This is a genomic window from Paenibacillus germinis, assembly GCF_013141785.1.
Lineage (GTDB): Bacteria > Bacillota > Bacilli > Paenibacillales > NBRC-103111 > Paenibacillus_E > Paenibacillus_E phytorum.
Genome location: NZ_WHOC01000028.1, coordinates 64,467 through 84,179, shown reverse-complemented (window position 1 = coordinate 84,179; position 19,713 = coordinate 64,467). Strand labels below are relative to the sequence as shown.

At 43.1% G+C, this 19,713-nt stretch carries 9 protein-coding genes and 1 pseudogene; all 10 read right to left on the bottom strand.

What is annotated here, in order from left to right; all coding sequences use genetic code 11:
* Positions 1-143: 143 nt before the first annotated feature.
* The 10 genes and pseudogenes from GC102_RS06255 to GC102_RS06210 all read right to left on the bottom strand — a co-directional run bounded on the left by GC102_RS06255 (position 144) and on the right by GC102_RS06210 (position 19,579).
* Positions 144-6,272, bottom strand: coding sequence for an OmpL47-type beta-barrel domain-containing protein (locus GC102_RS06255; RefSeq protein WP_171688686.1), 6,129 nt, complete (start codon positions 6,270-6,272; stop codon positions 144-146).
* Between the two features lie 151 nt (positions 6,273-6,423).
* Positions 6,424-8,100, bottom strand: a complete 1,677-nt coding sequence (locus tag GC102_RS06250) for an extracellular solute-binding protein (RefSeq protein WP_171688685.1) — start codon at positions 8,098-8,100, stop codon at positions 6,424-6,426.
* Between the two features lie 118 nt (positions 8,101-8,218).
* On the bottom strand, positions 8,219-9,094 hold the full coding sequence (locus GC102_RS06245) for a carbohydrate ABC transporter permease (protein ID WP_171688684.1): 876 nt from the start codon (positions 9,092-9,094) through the stop codon (positions 8,219-8,221).
* Between the two features lie 13 nt (positions 9,095-9,107).
* Positions 9,108-10,010, bottom strand: a complete 903-nt coding sequence (locus tag GC102_RS06240) for an ABC transporter permease (RefSeq protein ID WP_171688683.1) — start codon at positions 10,008-10,010, stop codon at positions 9,108-9,110.
* 368 nt (positions 10,011-10,378) lie between these two features.
* Entirely contained in the window at positions 10,379-12,610 is a 2,232-nt protein-coding gene (locus GC102_RS06235) for a helix-turn-helix domain-containing protein (protein WP_171688682.1), read from the bottom strand.
* Between the two features lie 324 nt (positions 12,611-12,934).
* Positions 12,935-13,915 carry an ROK family protein gene (locus GC102_RS06230; RefSeq protein WP_171688681.1) on the bottom strand — a complete coding sequence of 327 codons (981 nt, stop codon included), beginning with the start codon at positions 13,913-13,915 and terminating at the stop codon, positions 12,935-12,937.
* Complete coding sequence (locus tag GC102_RS06225) at positions 13,912-14,547, bottom strand: D-sedoheptulose-7-phosphate isomerase (protein ID WP_171688680.1); 636 nt, start codon at positions 14,545-14,547, stop codon at positions 13,912-13,914. The genes GC102_RS06230 and GC102_RS06225 overlap by 4 nt, the downstream gene beginning before the upstream one ends.
* A 51-nt stretch (positions 14,548-14,598) precedes the next feature.
* A pseudogene (locus GC102_RS06220) lies at positions 14,599-15,336 on the bottom strand (FGGY-family carbohydrate kinase); the annotation flags it as partial.
* Positions 15,337-15,486: 150 nt separating this feature from the next.
* A complete protein-coding gene (locus tag GC102_RS06215) occupies positions 15,487-17,082 on the bottom strand; it encodes an extracellular solute-binding protein (RefSeq protein ID WP_171688679.1) in 1,596 nt (531 codons plus the stop codon).
* Positions 17,083-17,242: 160 nt separating this feature from the next.
* The gene (locus tag GC102_RS06210; protein WP_171688678.1) at positions 17,243-19,579 is read right to left on the bottom strand and encodes a helix-turn-helix transcriptional regulator; all 2,337 of its coding nucleotides are present in this window, start codon (positions 19,577-19,579) and stop codon (positions 17,243-17,245) included.
* Between the last annotated feature and the right edge of the window lie 134 nt (positions 19,580-19,713).

The window sequence follows — 19,713 nt, the reverse complement described above, 5'->3', positions numbered from 1 at the left end:
TATGTTGCACCAAAACCGTCAAAAGAGCGCCTATTGCCTTTGATGGCAATAAGCGCTCTTTTGAAATACTTGCAAGCCTAGCACAAGCAGGTCTACACTTACTGACCGTTACACGTATCGTATCGCTTGAGGAACCTCCCCAATTATTTGTTATGTGGTACGCGAACTGTGCTTATCGATGTTGATTGATTACCTGCTTGGTCGATTATCGTATACGTAATCGTGTATATTCGCCCCGTCCCATTACCTAATCTTTCCGCCCGTAATTGAAATGTAGTAGCAGGCGTGCTTATATTAGCCTCAATGTCACCCTGACCACTATCCGGTTCATTACTTGTAATGGAGGTTAACACAACAGAAGCAACGCCTGATACGGCATCACTCGCGTACACCGCAGCTTGAACCGTCACCATTTCATGATTCGGCGACCATATGGACGTTTTATCTAACTGAACCGTGAGTAAAGGTGCTGTTTGGTCAATCTTAAACTCAATTGTTTTGACCTGTTCTACATTGCCTGCTTGATCCGTGCTGCGATAACCAACCTTATAAGTCCCTTCAACAAAGGCAGGAATGGAACCGGTATAGGTTATCCAAGCCCCGTTATTTACTTGATATTCTGTTTTTGCCACACCGGATAATTGGTCATACACGGCTATGCTTACCGTTACATCCGATGTATACCATCCGTTGCTGCCGTTTGGAATACCCGGACTTACTGTGGCGCTGCTTATAGGAGCTATCTTATCCCCCTTAAAATAAGCCCAATCCGTCTGGATTCCCTCCAGCAGGGCAGGTTGGCTGGAGCTTTCCATTAAACTCCCAGCTTGAGCTCCAATGGAAATCTGGGTTCCCTTCATTATGCTTCCCGTAAATCCATTCAATTGACTTTTTTTCATAATCCCTTCCGTCAATACTCTTCCCGACTTCCCTGGTATAATCCGCTCTAGCGTGATGCCTACAAAGCTTTCAGGAGCATCAGCAGCGCTCATGAGCCGCAGCGTGGTATGGTCGGTATCAAAACGTACGGCGGCAAATCGAGGAATGCCAACTTGGGTATTATTTTGTAAAGTTAATTGCTTATCTAGCATTTGCGGATAGTATTCATCACCTGTGACGTTATACTCTGCCACTCTACCTGAAGCGCCCAAAACCCCATTTATTTTTGCCAATATATAGCTATTGGGCTGGTTCGTATAATTTTCATTAAAAATGATCGTTTTAATTGTTCCATCTTCAAAGATCACTTGAAGTGTTTTATTATGGATGGTACGGTCCCCAAGTCTTCTTCCCAACGTATTATTGACGTCGATGTTGGAACTCAAGCCCACCTTGATACCCGATATATCCCAGTATCCGTATAGATAGCCATTCAGGCCACCGCCTCCGTCTCGGGTTTCATACGTCCCCAGAATATCCGGCACGGCATCTCCGCTAGCCCTTACAGAGGATTGGCTGCCTGTGGAGCTGCTGAACAAGGCCAGCGCCCTTCCCCTATGGCCATCCTCGTAACCGATCGGTGTGCTGTTCGTAAAGGTAACGTTATAATCCGCATGGTTCGCATATTGGTTCTCCGGTTTTTGCGTAATCCATGGCGAGTCATTCTGAACCATATAAGTCCCTATAATTTCAGTGTTATTGAAGATGACCTCATCGTTCGTTCCACTGCCCAAGGATTGGATAAGAATAGGCTGCAAGGTCTCCGTGGAAACGATTTGACTGTTGTTGATCACATTGATTTGGGGTTTGGTGAAATCCTCGCGATTATGCACATACCAACCGACAGATTTCGAAACAAAAGAACTGTCATAAAAAGTCTCCCTTACACCGCTCGCGGAACCATAACCCCAAGTGCTTGCGATCCCACCCCGCTGCCCGCCCCATACCTTGGTCGGGTCCAAATCTGCCGGTGGAGTAACACCCGGATGAGCCGCCACCCAGCTATTGCGATAATTAATAGCTTCGAGATTGCCATAATGCTCAATATGGGAATTTTTCACGATATGAACCGCATCCTTATTATTGCCGCTGTCCTCACTGTGAACCGGATACCTCATATTTCTGGCGGTAATCGTGAGGTTCTCCAGATTGGCCGTGCCCTTCAGCCACAGGGTTGATTGGTCGGTGATCTCAAGGTTAGTGGCTGATGGACTATTCTCTCCTTTTAGGATGACCGTTTCCCGGTCAGTTCCCCGAAGGGTCGTATAAGGCTTAACCACCCAGTTTTTCTCCGTATATACACCTGGATAGATCAGAATGATATATTGCTTTTCGGGATTGCTATCCTGAATGCTATCGTTAGCCAGCTTAGGAGAGATGAAATCGCCGGTTCCATCAGTCTTTACTGTCAAGGTAACGGTTTCCACATACCCTTCTGTGACTGTAACCGCAGATGAAGCCGTTTTGCCGCCATCCACTGTCGTAACCGTGATAGTAGCCGTTCCCTCTTTTTTTCCATAGACGGCTCCATTCACATCCACAATAGCTACCAGCGGGTTGTCTGAGCTCCATGTGACTGCCCTTTCTACCGCATTTTGAGGCTCTATCGTGGCCATCAAACGCCTTACCTTGCCTACACCGATCTCCATAGTTGTATTGTTCAGGCTGACGCCAGATACACGAGCTGGGATGGGGTCATTGGAATAGGTCACAGGCCGGATTTCTACGTCATCCAGATAATAGGCATCGGCTAACGCAGGAGAATCCGTATACAAATACATCATCAAATTGGAAACAACACCGACTTCATTCAGCTTAAAATAGCCTTGTACCTGCTTCCAATTGGTAGCATCCATCGCAGGTCCTATTACCATAACCACCTGCTTGGAAACACCATCTAATTGGTACTGCAAACATATACGAAGCTTCTCTCCAAGAGTTGAGCCTGGCGCCAGCTTCCCCCATGCGGAATAGTAATATTCCTTCCCGTTTTCCACGCCGGGAAAATAGATTTTTGCATACGGATATTCTTTGGTGATTTTGACCGACTGATGACCGGAATGATATTCTGATGTGCTTAATTCCGTACTGATCCTTGATCCGGTATAGGGCAGTGTGCTCATTTCCATCCCTGGATCAACTAACATATTATCACCCAGAATTTTGGGCAGAGAGCTGAAAATATACAAAGTTTCTTCCTGTGCTTTCCACACCGAGTGAAAGCCGAACAATGCGTCTAACGCATCGATTGAAACCAGCAAATCACTTTCCGTCCATATAGGCACATGCTCCAGGTTTACGGGCGTATTTCCTTTATAGGCTGTGCTTTGTCCGTATACGACCCGAATGACACTGTTATCCTTTACAGCGAGGAGAGAGCCTTCATGATCCCATTCATAAGGTATGTTCATTTTCTTAAGAATCTCGACCAGAGGCACCCTAACGCTGCCATCGACGATTTCCAAAGGTGTTAAAGTTGTTGCCGGCTTTCCTTCAAGCATCATCTTTATGCCCTCTATAGGAACCGCCACTAGGCCAATCCGGTCAATACTGAAATCACCTGTGGTTGTAATCGGGTCAACACGGATCGCCTTTATTGTTCCCGTCCAGTTCCCAAGGCTCCACATCGGTACATAGTAGTCCGAATAGTTGCTGTCATAATTATTGACGTAAAAATCGACAGCCATGGCTTCTTTCCAGACTTGATCCTTTTCGGTGATAAAATAAACCTTGCCTGCCATATCAGCAGTACTGTTTTTCATACGGATGTGCAGATAGGGATTCTCTTCCGCAGAAATCCCCAGAGAACCTGGTGAAAGTATGCCGGGATCATTACCCGTTGATGTACCCGAATAATAACCTCCCGCAATGCTTACAGGGTTGACCTGTTTAGCTATCGTCCAGCCCTCGCTGTCTCCAGCCGTATTGAAATCCCATAATTTGCTGTACTGGATACTGCCATTATTAGTTAGAGGCGGAGGTTCAACCGCTTTGGCAGGGAGGACGGTTCTGCCTTCCGGGTATAAGACCCGGACTCTATCCTTTTGCTCGGGTGTAGGCACAACATTCGTGTGCGTACCTCCCGCTGTAAATACTTCCCGGATTGCATCCAGATATCCAAATCCGTTTAACCCGGCTGGCAGAATAAAGTGGCCCTCCCCGTATTCATTCCAATTATCGAGCAATATGATTTTGCGGCCCGGGCTTTCTTCCGGTAAAGAGGGTATAAAGCTGTCTTTTACCCATTGTGCCGTTGATTGAAATTCCTGGGGTGTTGCATAATAACCCTCCGCTCCGCCCCAAGCGGTATCATCCCTGCCCATGCTGATAACGGGGATCACATCCATTATCCCTACATCCCTTTGCTGCTCTAGCTTAGACTTCTGGAGGGCTTCTCTCCCGGCAAGCGCGCCCCAGGAGTAGGCAAACACAGCATCCATACCCGCATTCTGCATATCGCTCATCAAGGCAGCATCCGCACCTGAACTGGATATCAGAATAACCACGTCATCAAAGCCAGCGTCTTTGCAGGCTTGCCTTAAATAGTCCATTTCCACCCTAAGTGCCTCTGCCGTGCCGCCCAGACTATTTTTCAATTGGGTATAGCCATATATACCAATAACCGGCTTGTTGTCGACGACCAGATATCTCGGGTCTTTGAAATAATATTCCATCCAGTAGGGCACCAGGTTATTCCTGAAATCATCGCTTCCGCTTACCTTGGAGGCAGCAGCCTCCCACATGATCATAAAATCCGTCTGGTTACTATATTTACCATTAAAGTAGCCATCATGAAGCGCCGCTCCCAGACGTGGGTCCTTAATCGGCTTTCCTTCCGATCCCGTTGGCCTGTACCAGCAATACATCTGGAAGTCGACTCCATGCTCTACCATCCACTTCGTTTCCCAGTCCGCTACCTCCGGGTTTCCTTCGTCATAAAAGCCAAGCACCGGGACTCTTTCCGGGTAAGGCTGGATCCGTTCCCATCCCAAATGTTGCCCTTCTCTCCACAAGGAGCAGGCCTGGGCACCAACTAAGGCATCCCCTTCCTTGGCCACCGGCACAGGGGCAGGTACATAATCCGCAGGCTCCTCAGCCTCTTGGTACAAAAGAATATCATCCAAGGACATGCTTCCGTGATTGGAGGCGGCAATGGCAAAGCTGACAAGATCAACACTGCTCGCCAGTACATCCAATTGTTCTACCTTCAGCTTGCCGTTCAAATAAAGATCCGCTTTATTTGTAACCGTATTCATTTTAAGCTTTACATGATACCAGAGGTTAGGTATATACTCATAAAAATCTATATATTGGCCAGCAGCGTTTTTATAGGAGAATTTTCCGTCTTGTGTCAGCCATTGGAAGGCTGTTGATTCTCCACCTTTTAGTTCCATGGAGAAGCCATCCAATTGTGTTGGCATCAAAACCTTATACTCCATAACCAGGCTCCCTTCTTGGGAAGGAACAGATCGCCCTATATGCATAGCTCCATTCGCGTTGGCTGCATCCATTTTTAAGCTAAACACATCCGGAGCTTTTGAATTATTCATTTTTTCAACGGCAATCGCACCACCATTTGGCTGTGTGCTCCAGTCCTGTGGCAGCGGTCCTTCCACGGTAGAAAGGAACCTTTCATTAATGACATAGCCTTTATGAATCTTGACCGGTGAAAAATATATTTCGCCCGTAGTCACATCGCCTGTAATCACAAGAAAGTTGTCAATCGACTCTACACTACGGGTAAAGCCTTTTTCCGTTGCCTTTAACAGGCCGTTGACATAAACCTGCACGTTGTTGGCTTCGAGGTCAGCAATCACTTTAACCCCATATTCCACATCGGCGGTAAGCGTCTGGAGGTCATACCAGGTCCCCCCAGTTGCCAGACTCAGCTTGCCATTCTTTACCTCAAGGCTAACCCCTTCCACTTCTCCACTGCGAAGCTGCCACTTTACTCCATTTATAATAGCAGGCATTCTAAATCTGTATTCCAAAGTGAGCTTGCCAGAATGCTGCGGACGGATTTTTTTAGTCATGGATACGGGAAGTACATTACTGGTATCAATAATTTTAAACCAGCTGTTATAGCCGTAGGAAATCGCCCCTCCCGCTTTTCTTGTATCCCATCCACTAGCCACGGCATCATTGGGATTATAGGCAGTAGTCATGACAGAAAAATCCTCATCCAATAGGTACTCCGCTTTGGGCGAAGCAACCATTTCTGCATGGGCGGTAGAAACTCCCCATTGATTTACCATCCAAATAGACAAGATACATAGAGCCACAAGAATCCCTGACAAGCTGATCTTATTTCTCAGACAAATCTCCCCTTTCATTATTGAAATCCGCTTTATGCTTTATCATCGCCAACTTCCCAGACCGCCGAATATAACAGGTGGAATCGAATTCAGCCCACCCATACGCGGCGCGAAAGCAAATAAATTGTTGAATTTTTCTATATTTTGGTTAATCAACTGTCGTATAAGCCTACTTTACATACTGCTTGTATATTTCTCCTGTTGTGTAAATTTTATCTTTATTCTTGGCGTACCAGTCTTTGTACCATGCCTCGATTTTGTCGCCGCCGCCTTTGCTCCAGGCCGTTTTAGCATCGTTTATCGCCTGATCCACGGAATAAGAAGCACCGCTTACAATTGCTTTGTTGAAAATATCGCTGATCGATTGCGTTAATGAAGCCGAAAAAGCCGATAAATCTTGTGGAAGGGCCGGATTATAACCCGAAGCCGTGAATCCGTTGAAAGGACGCTCTGGATTTAAATAAGCAGGCTTCGCTTGCTGCAGCAGTAGATCCATAAATTCCTTCTGCAGCGGAACTTTCGCATCGAATACTTTTTCCGGTTGCACGCATTTGGCAAGCAAACCTATCCCTATGTTGGCCTGCATTCGTAAATCTCCGTTATAGTCCACCTCAGCTTTTGATTTGGCCGGATCAATCTGCTTCGGACAACCATCCTCTCCCATCTTCCAATGTTCATTTTCGATACCATATGTCAAAGACAATTGCGTCGAATCCTTGGTAAGAAAGTCCATATAGTCCATAACAGCCTGAGGATTCTTGGCTTTCGCATTCACCGCCGCTATCAACTGAATCGGTTCCCAGCCCCAGCTGTATGAACCGTATACTGTCGTTGGAAATGGAATAAATTTAATTTTGGCATTTGGATTATTTTTACGTAACGTTTCGAAATTTTTGTATCCCGCACCATTGATTCCGGCGATATTATTAATACCGTAAATACCAAGCTTGCCGTTGACAAAGTCCTGAAGCGCCTTTTCCCCTTTATCTGTCAAGAAGTCTTTATCTACCGTTCCTGCATCGAACAGCTGCTTCTTCAATTGCAGAGCAGCTTTGGAATTATCCCACTGCCGAACAAGCTCTCCATTATTCAGGAGCATGCCGTCTGGGATTTCACCACTATTGTACATACGATCGATTACTCCCCCGCCGATGAAGCTTAGCTGGTAACCGAATGTATCCTTCTTCCCGTTGCCGTCCGGATCCCGTTCAGTAAACGCCTTGGCAACAGCCAATAGCTCTTCAGGGGTTGTCGGAGACTTCAAACCCAGATTTTCCAACCAATCCTCCCGAATCACCAGTCCCACATTCAGCGTAGGACCAACCACACGGCCAAAATAATGCATCTTGCCATCTTCATTCATAGCCAATTTCTTGACGCCTGGATTCTGCTCAAGAAATTTTTTGTATTCCACACTTTTGCTGACCAAATCATCTATTGGCATAAACTGCTTTTGCGCAAGAAACTGATTTCTAATTTTTGCATCAAATTCAAAGATTAAATCAGGAGCCGATCCCGAGGCAAACAAAGTATTCAGCTTCGGCAGCGACTCCCAGCGCGGAATCGGGACAAACTCTACATTGGCCGGTCCGTTGGCATTGATCCATTTGCTCCAGCGGTTGTTGTCTATGGTGCCTTCGGCAGCTGGTACATTCCCCCGGTCATAGACGGAAACCGATATTTTCGACTTCGGCTTCATTGTCGCCGGTTTAGTCGCGTCTGGAGAAGCTGTATCACTTACTGTGTTATCCTTACTATTGGAGCAACCGTTCATAATCAATAAAACCAATGCCGATGCCAAAACGATCCTTATTTTTGTACGATATTCTGCTTTTATCCCATTCATATTTAACCCTCCTGATTATATTTCGCTCATTTCTCCGAGCATTGATACCCTTGCCCATTCATACTCCTACTTCACGCTAACAGATTGACATCACCTCCTTAGCAATCCATAACAGCCTCTATCCCTTAACTGCACCAACTAAGGCACCTTTTACAAAATATTTCTGTAAGAATGGATACACGATCATTAGGGGTAGCAGCAAAATCACAACTGCTCCTGCTTTGATCGCTTCTGGTGTCATAGAAACCGAGTCTTCCGCTTGAAATGTATTGATTTGCTGCAGCAGCTGCTGATTTGCCACCATATTTTGCACAAGTACAGTAAGGTTGTATTTCTTAGCATCATTGATGTACAGGAGCACTGTTAGAAACTGGTTCCAATACCCTACAGAATAGAACAAAGTCAACGTGGCAAGGACTGGTAAGGAAAGCGGGAGAAAAATTTGCAGCAGCATTCTGTATTCTCCGCATCCGTCCATTCGTGCGGCATCTTCTAGTTCAGAGGGAATATTGAGGAAGAATGTTCGCATAATCATCATATTGAATGCGCTGACCAAGGACGGCAGCCAGATCGCAGCGTAAGAGTTAATCAACCCCAATTCTTTGATGACCAGAAAGCTTGGGATCAATCCACCGCCGAACAACATCGTGAACACAATCGCCAATGTAAAGAAACGTCTGCCATAGAATGTATTTCTAGACAATGGATAGGCAGCCAATATTGTAAATAACATACTCAGGGCAACACCAACCACTGTTATGATGATACTATTTTTCAAAGCGTAAATAATTCTTGTTCCTTCGATAAGCTGCCTATAGGCTTCGATGTTCCAACCGATCGGCCAAATCGACACCTTTCCCGAGATAATGGCAGAACTATCACTCAATGAGACTGCCAAAATATTGATTAAGGGCACCAATGCACTAATCCCGAATAAAGCCAAAAAAACGTAATTAACGGCGAGAAAAACGTGTTCTCCCTTGCTGGTTTTCACTCTGAAGTCCCTCCTACCATAAGCTCTGGTTATAACGTTTCGCGATTTGATTGGCAGTCAGCACCAGAATTAATCCGATACATGATTCAAATAAGCCCAGTGCAGTTGTCAGACTGAATTGTGAATTCTGTACACCAATCCGATATATGTAAGTGCTAATGACGTCCGATAGAGTCGCGACAGGCGTTCGCAATACATACACTTGATCAAATCCAACCTCCATTACACGCCCCAAGGAAATAATCAGAATAAGAATCATGGTCGAAGCCAGTCCAGGAATCGTAATATGCCAAATTTGCTTCCATTTATTAGCACCGTCCAGGTTGGCCGCTTCATATAAGCTGGTATCGATGCTTGTTATTGCTGCCAGATAGATGATCGCTGAAAAACCGGTTTCTTTCCATAACGCCGATCCGATAAATATCGACCACCAGGAGAAATTGTGATAAAGAAACGCATAAGTCTCTCCGGTTATCCGTTCAATTACATGATTAACAATGCCTGTTTCCTGATTAAATATCGTGAAAACAAACCCGCTGATAATGACCCATGAAAAAAAATGAGGTAAATAAATCAACGTTTGGATCGAGCGTTTGAACCACATCCTGCGTACTTCGTTTAAGAGAATAGCCAATATAACCGGCAATGGAAAGCCAAATAAAATGCCCGTTAAACTTAACACAAAGGTGTTCTTCACAATTCGAACCGTTTCGGGATTCGAGAAAATATAATGAAAGTGCTTAAGTCCTACCCATGGGCTGTCGAGAAAACCTTCATACAGGTTGTAATCCTTGAAAGCAATAATCAGTCCTAGCATAGGTGTATATTTGAAAATAACAAAAAACAACAACACAGGGGTAAACATGATAAACAGTGGGAGATTTTCCTTCAATCTCTTTTTATTGATGGTTACCATTTGATGCTGCCCTCCTTTCTTCAATCGCTTTCTATTGATGGTTACCATTTGATGCTTACCCTCCATTCTTCTGTGGTGTCTGTCATAAACCTAATTGTAGGGATATTCATATTACGCCTGCAATAGACAAGAATCTGTTGTTAAACAGTTTTCTGTATAAGCTGGGATATGCGATTTGCCTTCACTATAATTGCCTCATGAGGATACTTGCTCAATACTAGACACGATTCAGTAACAGTCATAATTCCGTCCAGTTGGCGAAACAATTCTTTATCTGGTTGGGTATACAATTTTGACCACAAAAAAAAGCCTCAAACATATGAAAGATTCATACGTGAAGGCTTTATGAACATAGCAGCGAAAGAATCTCACTTTACTGATTCACTGCGGAATACAACTGGCGTTTTCCCGGTAAGTCTCTTGAATACCCTGTTAAAAGAGACACTATGCTGATAACCGACCTTTCCGGCAATATCCTGTACAGACATGGAAGTATCACTCAACAGTTGTTTGGCATGCTCCATCCTCACGAAGGCCAAATAATCAACAAAATTTTCCCCGAATTCTTCTTTAAATAGTTGACTTACATATTTCGAATTGATTTGGAATTTATCACTTAAGTGATTTAAGGAAAGATCCGGATCAAAGTAGTTGGCTTCAATATAGCTCCTTACCTCGGCAAGCAGGCTCCTATTGTTCCTGCCTTCACGTATACGCTCCAGATGTTCTGATGTTTCAGTCAGAATCAGACTCGCCTTACCACGGAATTCCCGTAAAGTATCAAACCGCTGCAATAATTCATTGATAGGCTGCAGCCCTTTATTTCGCCATATTTCGCCATAGTCCTCCGAAAGCTCCATGAGCTCCCGATTCATTTGATAAATCAGATAATTCAGAATACTCTCTACATCTTCTCTGGATAGCAGTGTTTTCTCCAATTCATCAAAGAATGCCTCAAGCTCCTCCCCCCACGATGGATTGCCCAAGCGGAATTGCTGCGACACCGTCCGTACAGGCTGGAGATGGCGGAACATATCCCCTTTCGGAGACATTTCGATATCGTTGTAAGCAATGATTCGATTGCTTCCCAAACCAGATTTATAGCCAAGCGCTTGCTTTGCGTCGTCGTATGAGCGATAAATCAATGCGGCTTCCTTGATTAAACTGCCTATACCAATCGTAACGGTAAACGTCAGGTTGCTCTGCACCCATTCACGCACTTCCTCCATCATACTTGCAAGTCGCTCGGAATTCTCCCCCTGCTCGTCCTGATATTGATAAAGCACCCCTACGATATGATGATCCATCCATTCATGCCAAACGATCACACCGTTATTTTGTGCCACTTCCGCAATCACACTGCACAGAATAAATTTTAACAAGTATTGATCCTTCTGGTTGTAGCTCATCTTAAAATCAGTAAATTTATCCATTTCAAATAACACGACTTCAAAACCGCTATACTTCACAGGACGTTCAAACTTGATCATTTCGTCCGTCCATTGCTCAGGTGTGATCTCTCGCGAACCTTCCAAGGCCTCTTGAAAAAATACTTTCTTGCGGAATACGATATTCTCTTCATGCCTTTGTTGAAATTTATTCGATTCCTCTATTAAATTCTCTACCGCATTCTCAATAAAACTGAGCTGATTTCCTCCTGTATGCGTAGCCAATTTCTGGCTGATCTTGAAGGAGAGCGATTGAATTTGATTAATCATAAGCTCGACCGGACGATAATTGCGACGGGTGATATAAACAATCCAGATGACTCCAAGCGCAACTATACTCAGACCAATAATAAGCCATATATAAGAAAAATTAGAAATAAAATAATACACCTTACCCGCCTCGACACCGCTGCGGAGATGCCAATTGGTTATCGGCGAGTGAATATCGGATAAATACATTTCTGTTGGCTTCTGCTTGGCTCGCTCTAACTCGGAACCATTTCTTGACAGAATTACATTGCCCTCACCATCCACAAGCTCCGCGTAGCTGATCCCCGAATCAAATAAATCCTGGAGTATCTTCTGTAAAGCCGTTATTTTGACATTGGTGACAATCTTGCCTTCTTCCCCGGAAAATAAAATCACGCTACGAACAAGTGTTATTACAGATATCGGCTCCGTCTGCGAGGAGAACTCCACATACTGTCTACTTCCGCTCCATGATTGAAGCGACGCATCTCCGGTCAGTTGGGCTTGCAGAAATTCCTTATCCCCAAATGCGCTGAGCGGAATAAAACGGTTCTTGCTTAAAATGGCTTGATCCGAGTAACGGTAAAGATAAATCGAATCGATAATGGCATGCTTTAAGACTAGATTATTCAATTCAAGTGAAGCTTCATAGGTTTGGAATAAAGGGTTAATTTCTTGCTGTGGTGTAAAAAAATCACGAATACTGCTGTGGTTTGCTATAATTTCATTGATAATACTTTGATCAATAGCCGAAAGTGATTGATCAATAAGCTTCATAACTTGTGTAGAATAAATTCGATTAGCTTCCTCGGCTTCCTTCTTTAAAACCTCACTCACTCCCAGAAAAAGAAATAAAATGAGCAAAGTAACAACAATCAAAAAAACCGGTACATAAGAAATCAATATCCGTGAAAACCAATGATTCCTAATAGGTTCACCTCATTTTTTAAAACAACCTTATTATAGGTTAATTATAGCGACAGGATATTAGTTCAACAATAGACAAGTTTCTGTGATAGACATAATTCCGTTCAGTTAGACGCACGGTTATAAAGGTCGGTTATGCGGAACAGACGAATGGCTATCTTCAGATAACGGCCTATCGTCCCTATGGAGATTAAATCCTCGAGATCTTCTCACACTGTAATAAACCTATTCTAGAGCTGATGATTATTTCTGCGAGAAGAAATCTACCGTGCTAGCATTTTTTTGCAAGGTAGACTGTCATCATTCGCCTGCCCTTTTTTCAAACATTTCCATGGCAACAGATAATCCTGCATAATCTCCAACTTGCTCACCTAACCCAGCAGGCACAATCTCACATACATCCAGGGACAAAGATAAGGCTTCCTGTCTCAATGTGGTCATGACAATAGGCTCAAGCAATTCTTGCTGCCGCCCATAGATACTACCAATAACAATTCTTTCCGGATTGAGTACATCTACCAACATAGCAAGTCCCTGTCCTAACCGCCGACCTACCAGAATAAAAACATGCCGTGCTAAAGGATCCCCTTCTTGCGCAGCCTTTCCTACCGTTTCAGCAGACAAACCGGCCAATTCGTTCATATTTTTACAGAAGGAAGGAGCCTTATCTTCTTGAATAGCTTTTATCGTCATCGTTTGCGCGAGCTTCGCGATACCTCCGCCGCTACAGAAACCTTCAAATGAACCCTCCTTCCCATATCCCAATGGCCCATCAGCTTCTAAACGAACATGCCCGACTTCACCGGCCATGTCATTCGTTCCCCTATAAAGCTGCCCGTTAAGAATAAGCCCTGCCCCCATACCCGTACCGAAGGTAAGAAAAATCATGTTTCGACAACCTTTTCCCGCTCCAAAACGCCACTCGGCTAACGCACAAGCATTCGCATCATTCTGTAAGCCGACCGGAATACCGAAACGCGCGCGAAAAGGAGTGATCACGTCAATATTATCCCAGCCTGGAAGATTCGGAGGCGAGAGAATGCGTCCAGCTTCGCTATTTAATGGACCTCCGCAGCTGATGCCTATCGCCGCAGGTGTTTGCTCAGAATGCCTAGATATTACAGTCTCCAGGGCTGCTGTGATGTCATCCATTGCCACTTTCGGATTAGATGGCGTCGTGAAGCTTATTTTTTCCAAAATAGTTACGCGATCTTGTTCCACAGCACCCAAACTCACTGCACATTTTGTTCCACCAATATCGATCGCTGCCAGTATTGTCATGAGGGAAAGAACGCCTCCTCTAGCATACTGCATAAGGCATGATAGATCGGAAGATGCCTCTCTTGGATATCCGATGTTCTTTCCCAAGGGACACATATGGTCACATCGCAAAGCGACTTCATTTTACCTCCACTACTACCAGTGAAACCAATGGTTTTCAACCCTTGCACCTTGGCAACTTGCAAGCCCCGGAGTACATTAAGAGAGTTACCCGATGTACTAAAAGCAATTAATACATCGCCTGGACGTCCATAGCCATACACTTGCTGAGCAAAAATCATCTCCGGAGCAACGTCATTGGCATAAGCGCTAATCAAAGCTGTGTGACTAATGAGTGAAATCGCTGGTAGCGCGCCTTGGAGCCTTTCCGCAAGACCAACGCCCTCTCCTGGGAATTCACGCTCAAATTGAGAGCTAACCAATGCGGGCAGTGGCCGATTGGACATAAATCCCTTCATCAATTCGCCAACAACATGCTCGCAATCTGCCGCACTTCCACCATTTCCGCATAATAGCAGCTTGCCATTTTGATGAAAGGAATTGTATAGAAGCTCATATCCCAATTCAATATCCGGCAAACATTCATTTAACTCTGGATAACGAGTTGTCATTAGACGCAAAATAGCATTCATTCAACAGTGCCTCCCATTTTACAAAGTTGACCCACCGACTTTCACCATTGCTTATACGTCTTGCCTTAGCTGAATCCGCTTCAATGCCTTCATCACATCACTGCCACCTCGGCCGAATAGCTCATGTAGACGGTTATATTCAAGGTATAACTCATCATAAACTTGGCTATGTTCATTGATTGGCCTATAGCTTTCTTGCCGCACACGGGACATACGAGATGCCGCTTCCACAATACTCGCATAACCGCCTCGTTCAATACCTGCTGCAACTGCACCAAAAATAGCTGCCCCGAGTGCTGAAGTTTGCGTTGAATCGGCTATCTTGATTTCACGGCGTGTCACGTCAGCAAATATTTGCACGAGCAGCCGATTGCGCTGAGGCAGACCGCCGCATGCAATCAGCTCGCTCACCTTAACACCAGCTTGCTCAAACGTCTCAATGATTTTTCGAGTACCAAAAGCAGTAGCTTCCAACAGGCAGCGGTATATGTCTTCCGGCTTCGTCTGCAAGGTCATACCAACCACCAGTCCACTCAAATCCGCGTCGACAAGCACCGTACGATTGCCGTTCCACCAATCCAATGCTAGTAAACCTGTCTGTCCAGGTTTCAACTCCCTTGCCAATTTCTCCAAATAGGCATGTACGCTGGTGCCTTCGTTCGCAGCCTCATCCTTAACATAACCTGGTACCCCCTGCTCAACAAACCAACCGAATAAATCTCCGACTGCCGATTGTCCCGCTTCATAGCCATACAACCCAGGAATAATCCCATCCTCTACGACTCCGCATCATCTCCTAAACTTTATTTGTGTGATTTTGTAATATTAATACAACAAAATGCCGCCTTTCACCCCCTTAGTGATCCTAGAATAGCACCTAGTATAAAGTACTTTTTCACAAAGGGATAAATGGCTTATTCGGATAGAATTGCAATAGTCCTATTTATTTACTCTTGCGAGTGCCGTATTATAAATCGTTTCAATTTCTGTTGCGCCCTTTTCTTTGCATTGTTTAATAAAACTATCCCAATCATTCAATGCCCCATCATTGATAATGAATCTATCCATATTCAAAGTTAAATACGCATCTAATTGTGTGCGGAGCTGTTTAAGCTTTTCTCGTTCTTCTTTATTAAATGGGGGATCGTTGACTTCTCTGAAATTAATACCATCAGCAAGATCCTTGATTGCCTTGTCAGACCACTTAACTAGTTCCGATGCGGAAGAAGGAATTAGAGGATGGTCGTCAGAATAAAGTGCTAAGCCAAGGTAACCGGTTCCAAGTGCAGATTGCATCGCCCGGAATGGATCTTGTTTATCCTTAAACTTCGCTTGCGTCGCTTCAGAAATCTTATATTCGCCACCAGCTAGTGTATAATCAACGTTCTCTACACCAAAGCTTGTCAGATTGGTCCCTTCGTCTCCATACATCCAGTCTATAATCTTGATAACTTCTTCAGGATTCTTCACCTTAGAGCTTATTGCGTACATTTCACCAAGATGATCAAGTTGATATACATTGTTGCGTTTAACCCCATTGCTACTAGCCATGACAGGTAACAATTCGAACTTGGCATCTGGCTCTTTAGCCTGGAGTGCTTTATTAAAGTTTACACCGAAGCCATTGTTATCTTGGTAAAAGAAAGATTTTCCAGTGCTTAATTTTTCCACCCATGTTTGTGAGGTTGCTACGGAATAATCCGGATCTAGAAGTTTTTCTTTATAGAGCTTATGTAGATAGGTAATCGCATCTTTAAATTCAGGTGAATAAGGACCAAATTTATATTGCTTTGTAGCTTGCTCATAATAAACCTTAGTACCTGTAATATTGGTATATCCACTACCAAAACCGAAAGCAATTGGATTGATCAAATTTTCTGTTCCCGTTTTACCATTCGCTGCACGGCTAGTAAAAGGATAAGAGGCTGGATAAGCATCTTTAAGCTTTTTGAGTACCTGATAGAGTTCTTCATAGGTTGTTGGGGTTTTTAAGTTAAGCTTTGACAACAGATCTACACGAATCATCGGAAGCTGACCAGACTGCAAGCTCCATTTGGTTACGAGCGGAAAGCCATATAACTTGCCATCGACTTTTGTCTTATTGATTTCAGGCTTCTGCCCAATTAGTTTTTGGAAATTCGGCATTTTATCCAGATACGGTGTGAGGTCTAGGAAAATATTCAAATCAGCGTAGTTCGAAAGATCATTTTGATTAACCATGATCACATCGGGTATAGAGTTTGTAGCAATTAGCGTTTTCTTCTTATCCTCATAATTACTTTGTGGAACACTTTGTAATTCAAGCTTCACATTTTTTCTTTTTTTAATTTCTTGAACAATGGTCGAATTTACGTCTAACGCTTGCGAAGAATGCTCATATCTCATCCATGAAAGCGTTATGAGTTTGGCAGGAACTGATGATACTTTTGACGCCGTAACATTTGGCTTGACTGGGCTGCTACAACCTGCCAATAAACTTCCCAGTAAGGCGAGTGAACAATAGACGGTTAACATTCCTTTTTTTTTAATAACCATGTTGTTCCTCCTTAATAGATCTGGATTTGTTTCTGGCAATTTTATTTTATAGGCTAGCAGGCACTCTTTGAAAGAACCAAAATTCCATTCGATGAACCGTTATTCCACATTAATCGTGATGAGTCATTTATCCCTCATGTTTCAATCGTCCATTTACAGCCTATTTCTGTTTGTTTCCATGGCTACTACGATATTCATTCGGCGAAATGCCTTCATACTTTTTGAACAAACGTAGAAAGGTTGTACGGCTGAATATGCCAATCTGATCGGCGATTTCACTAATTTTCAAATCTGTATGCGCTAACAATTCTCTCGCTTTGGCAATCCGAATAAGACTGATATAGTCCGAAATATTCGTCCCGGTCGACTCTTTAAACATTCTTGACACATACTTGGCGGACAGTCCTATTTCGTTTGCAATCACTTCGAGATACAAGTCCTTTTCATAATGCTTCTCAATATAATCGGTTATGAGTGAGACAACCGCACCCGATTTGCTTTCAGGTTTATATAACGTCCTTGTGATAATTTTATCGTAAAATTCAAAGATATTTTTCAATCTTCCATCAAACTCACTTGGTAAGAGCTCCTTTTGACTCAAAAAAGCATGTTCATTCGCATCAAGAAAATCATAAACACTAAGTCGCTTTTCCGTAATATAGCGATTACCCGTATTGTAGAACTCTACAAGCAAAGCCCCAAGATAGTGATAAGAGACACCCCTTGCTTTATTCAAGCCAATGATTCCTTCCAGCTCTACCTTCAGGCCACCCATGTCACCTGATTTCAAACCATTTACTATTTTGTTCTCATCTAGAAATGAATAATAGTAGTTTTGATCGATAACAAAATGAGTCGCATCTAAAATGACCATCTTGGATGAGTCCGTCCGTTTATCTATGGCTGTAATAGCATCACTATAAGATTTCGAATAATCATCGATCTTATCGTATTTTTTTCCTAAACCAATAATTAATTCGCAATAAATCATGTCATAGGCAAAGGTCAGTTTAATCATCTCTAAAGCTTGGTCTAGTTGCCCACGGTCTTCCTCACTCTTCAAATTAACCATGCAAACATATAAGTAGGGCTCATATTCCGTCAAATAACAATTCACGTACTTCTTCATAATGCCCCAAAGCACATTCTTCATCTTTTCCAAAATCAATAATCGGTCTGCTTCCACAATCTCATGATAAAATCTATCCCTAAAATGAATCATGAAGCAGCAGCATAAATAACTCCCTGTGTGAAAATCAATTTCATTTAAGATTTGGTTAACGGAATAAGGCTGTGCCCCTCGATATCCTTTAATTAAATTCGTGAAAAACTGTTCTAGAATTTCATCAGAAAATGTATTGATTTTAATATTGTCGTCTCTATGCTGCTGTATCAATTGATTGACGCTATTTCCGATCCTTTGAAGTTCGCTGCTGTGGTGAGTATCATTGTTCCATTCATCCGCCTTTTCAGTTTTTTGTAAAATATCTCTTATATTTTTGATCGGATTATATAAGCGAACACTAAATATGAAAGAAAAAGCTACACCAATAATAAGTAAACTAATGCATATCCAGATAATCAAACTAAAAATACTTGCAGACTCCTGGTTAAATGAGTTCACAGGGGTAATAGAAAAATATCTCCACCCAAAATCGGACGTGGTTTGAGCTAGCCAGTTCTGTTCTTGACCAATCCGAACCGCCCCGTTACTTCGCTCCTCCGATGAAACTCCAGCAATGATTTCTTCTTTCGCCTTCTGATCTAACTCGCTGCTTTGCAAAATGATTTGATTATTTTTATCCAATACAAGATATTGGGTAGTCGAGAAAATCGAGTTATTTTGCAACGTAGCCACGATCGTAGGAATGGATATTGTCGTCACCATCGTTGCCAAATGCCCATTCAAATATTGTGTCGTAATACTCGGGATAACCTCTCGGTAAGAATTCATATCAGCGTTGACCACTTTGGTAGGCTTCAATAATTCGAATAAGCTGCTTTGGTGTAAGCGTTGACGCCAGAAATCTTTATTGTACTCATCAAATTTATAAAATTTGTCAAAGAAAATGTCAAAATTAACGATGCCATCACTTAAATAAACGCGTTTATCATCAACAAAAATAAAAATATTATCTACAAAATGGCTGATTGGATTGCGGTTACCCGCAATTGATCTCACAATCGATGGCATTTTGATTTTCTCATCATCCGTAAGTAATGAATCCGGTCGTAAATATTGCTGAATCGTCTCACTAAGTAGCAAGCTGTTATTGGTTGCCTGCGCCATACTTAAATAAATATCAATTGTTTTGGAGGATGAAATCAAATTATCAGTAAGCTTCTCAGAGGCATCCTTCTTAATTAATTGATCTGCGTTAAAATAAGAGATGATTCCAATAATGACAATTGGAATTAATAATGAGATGAAATATAGCAGAATCTTAAAGAATAGCCTGTTCTTATTCAATGATTGCTTCAGATGCTTCCAATTCAAGTTCGCTCCCCCCTCCTGTTCCCACAAATCCCAAATCATGTATTCGCTGAGGAACTTTGTAACAATTATTATCTATGTATTATTCGGATCTTTCTATATGAAATCCTCCCGCTATACATGAATGTTTTCTTCTA

Bases quoted from the DNA above. Each gene is read 5' to 3' on its own strand.
- GC102_RS06240 (WP_171688683.1), bottom strand. From the start codon at position 10,010: ATGGTAACCATCAATAAAAAGAGATTGAAGGAAAATCTCCCACTGTTT.
- GC102_RS06215 (WP_171688679.1), bottom strand. From the start codon at position 17,082: ATGGTTATTAAAAAAAAAGGAATGTTAACCGTCTATTGTTCACTCGCC.
- GC102_RS06250 (WP_171688685.1), bottom strand. From the start codon at position 8,100: ATGAATGGGATAAAAGCAGAATATCGTACAAAAATAAGGATCGTTTTG.
- GC102_RS06230 (WP_171688681.1), bottom strand. From the start codon at position 13,915: ATGACAATACTGGCAGCGATCGATATTGGTGGAACAAAATGTGCAGTG.
- GC102_RS06255 (WP_171688686.1), bottom strand. From the start codon at position 6,272: ATGAAAGGGGAGATTTGTCTGAGAAATAAGATCAGCTTGTCAGGGATT.
- GC102_RS06225 (WP_171688680.1), bottom strand. From the start codon at position 14,547: ATGAATGCTATTTTGCGTCTAATGACAACTCGTTATCCAGAGTTAAAT.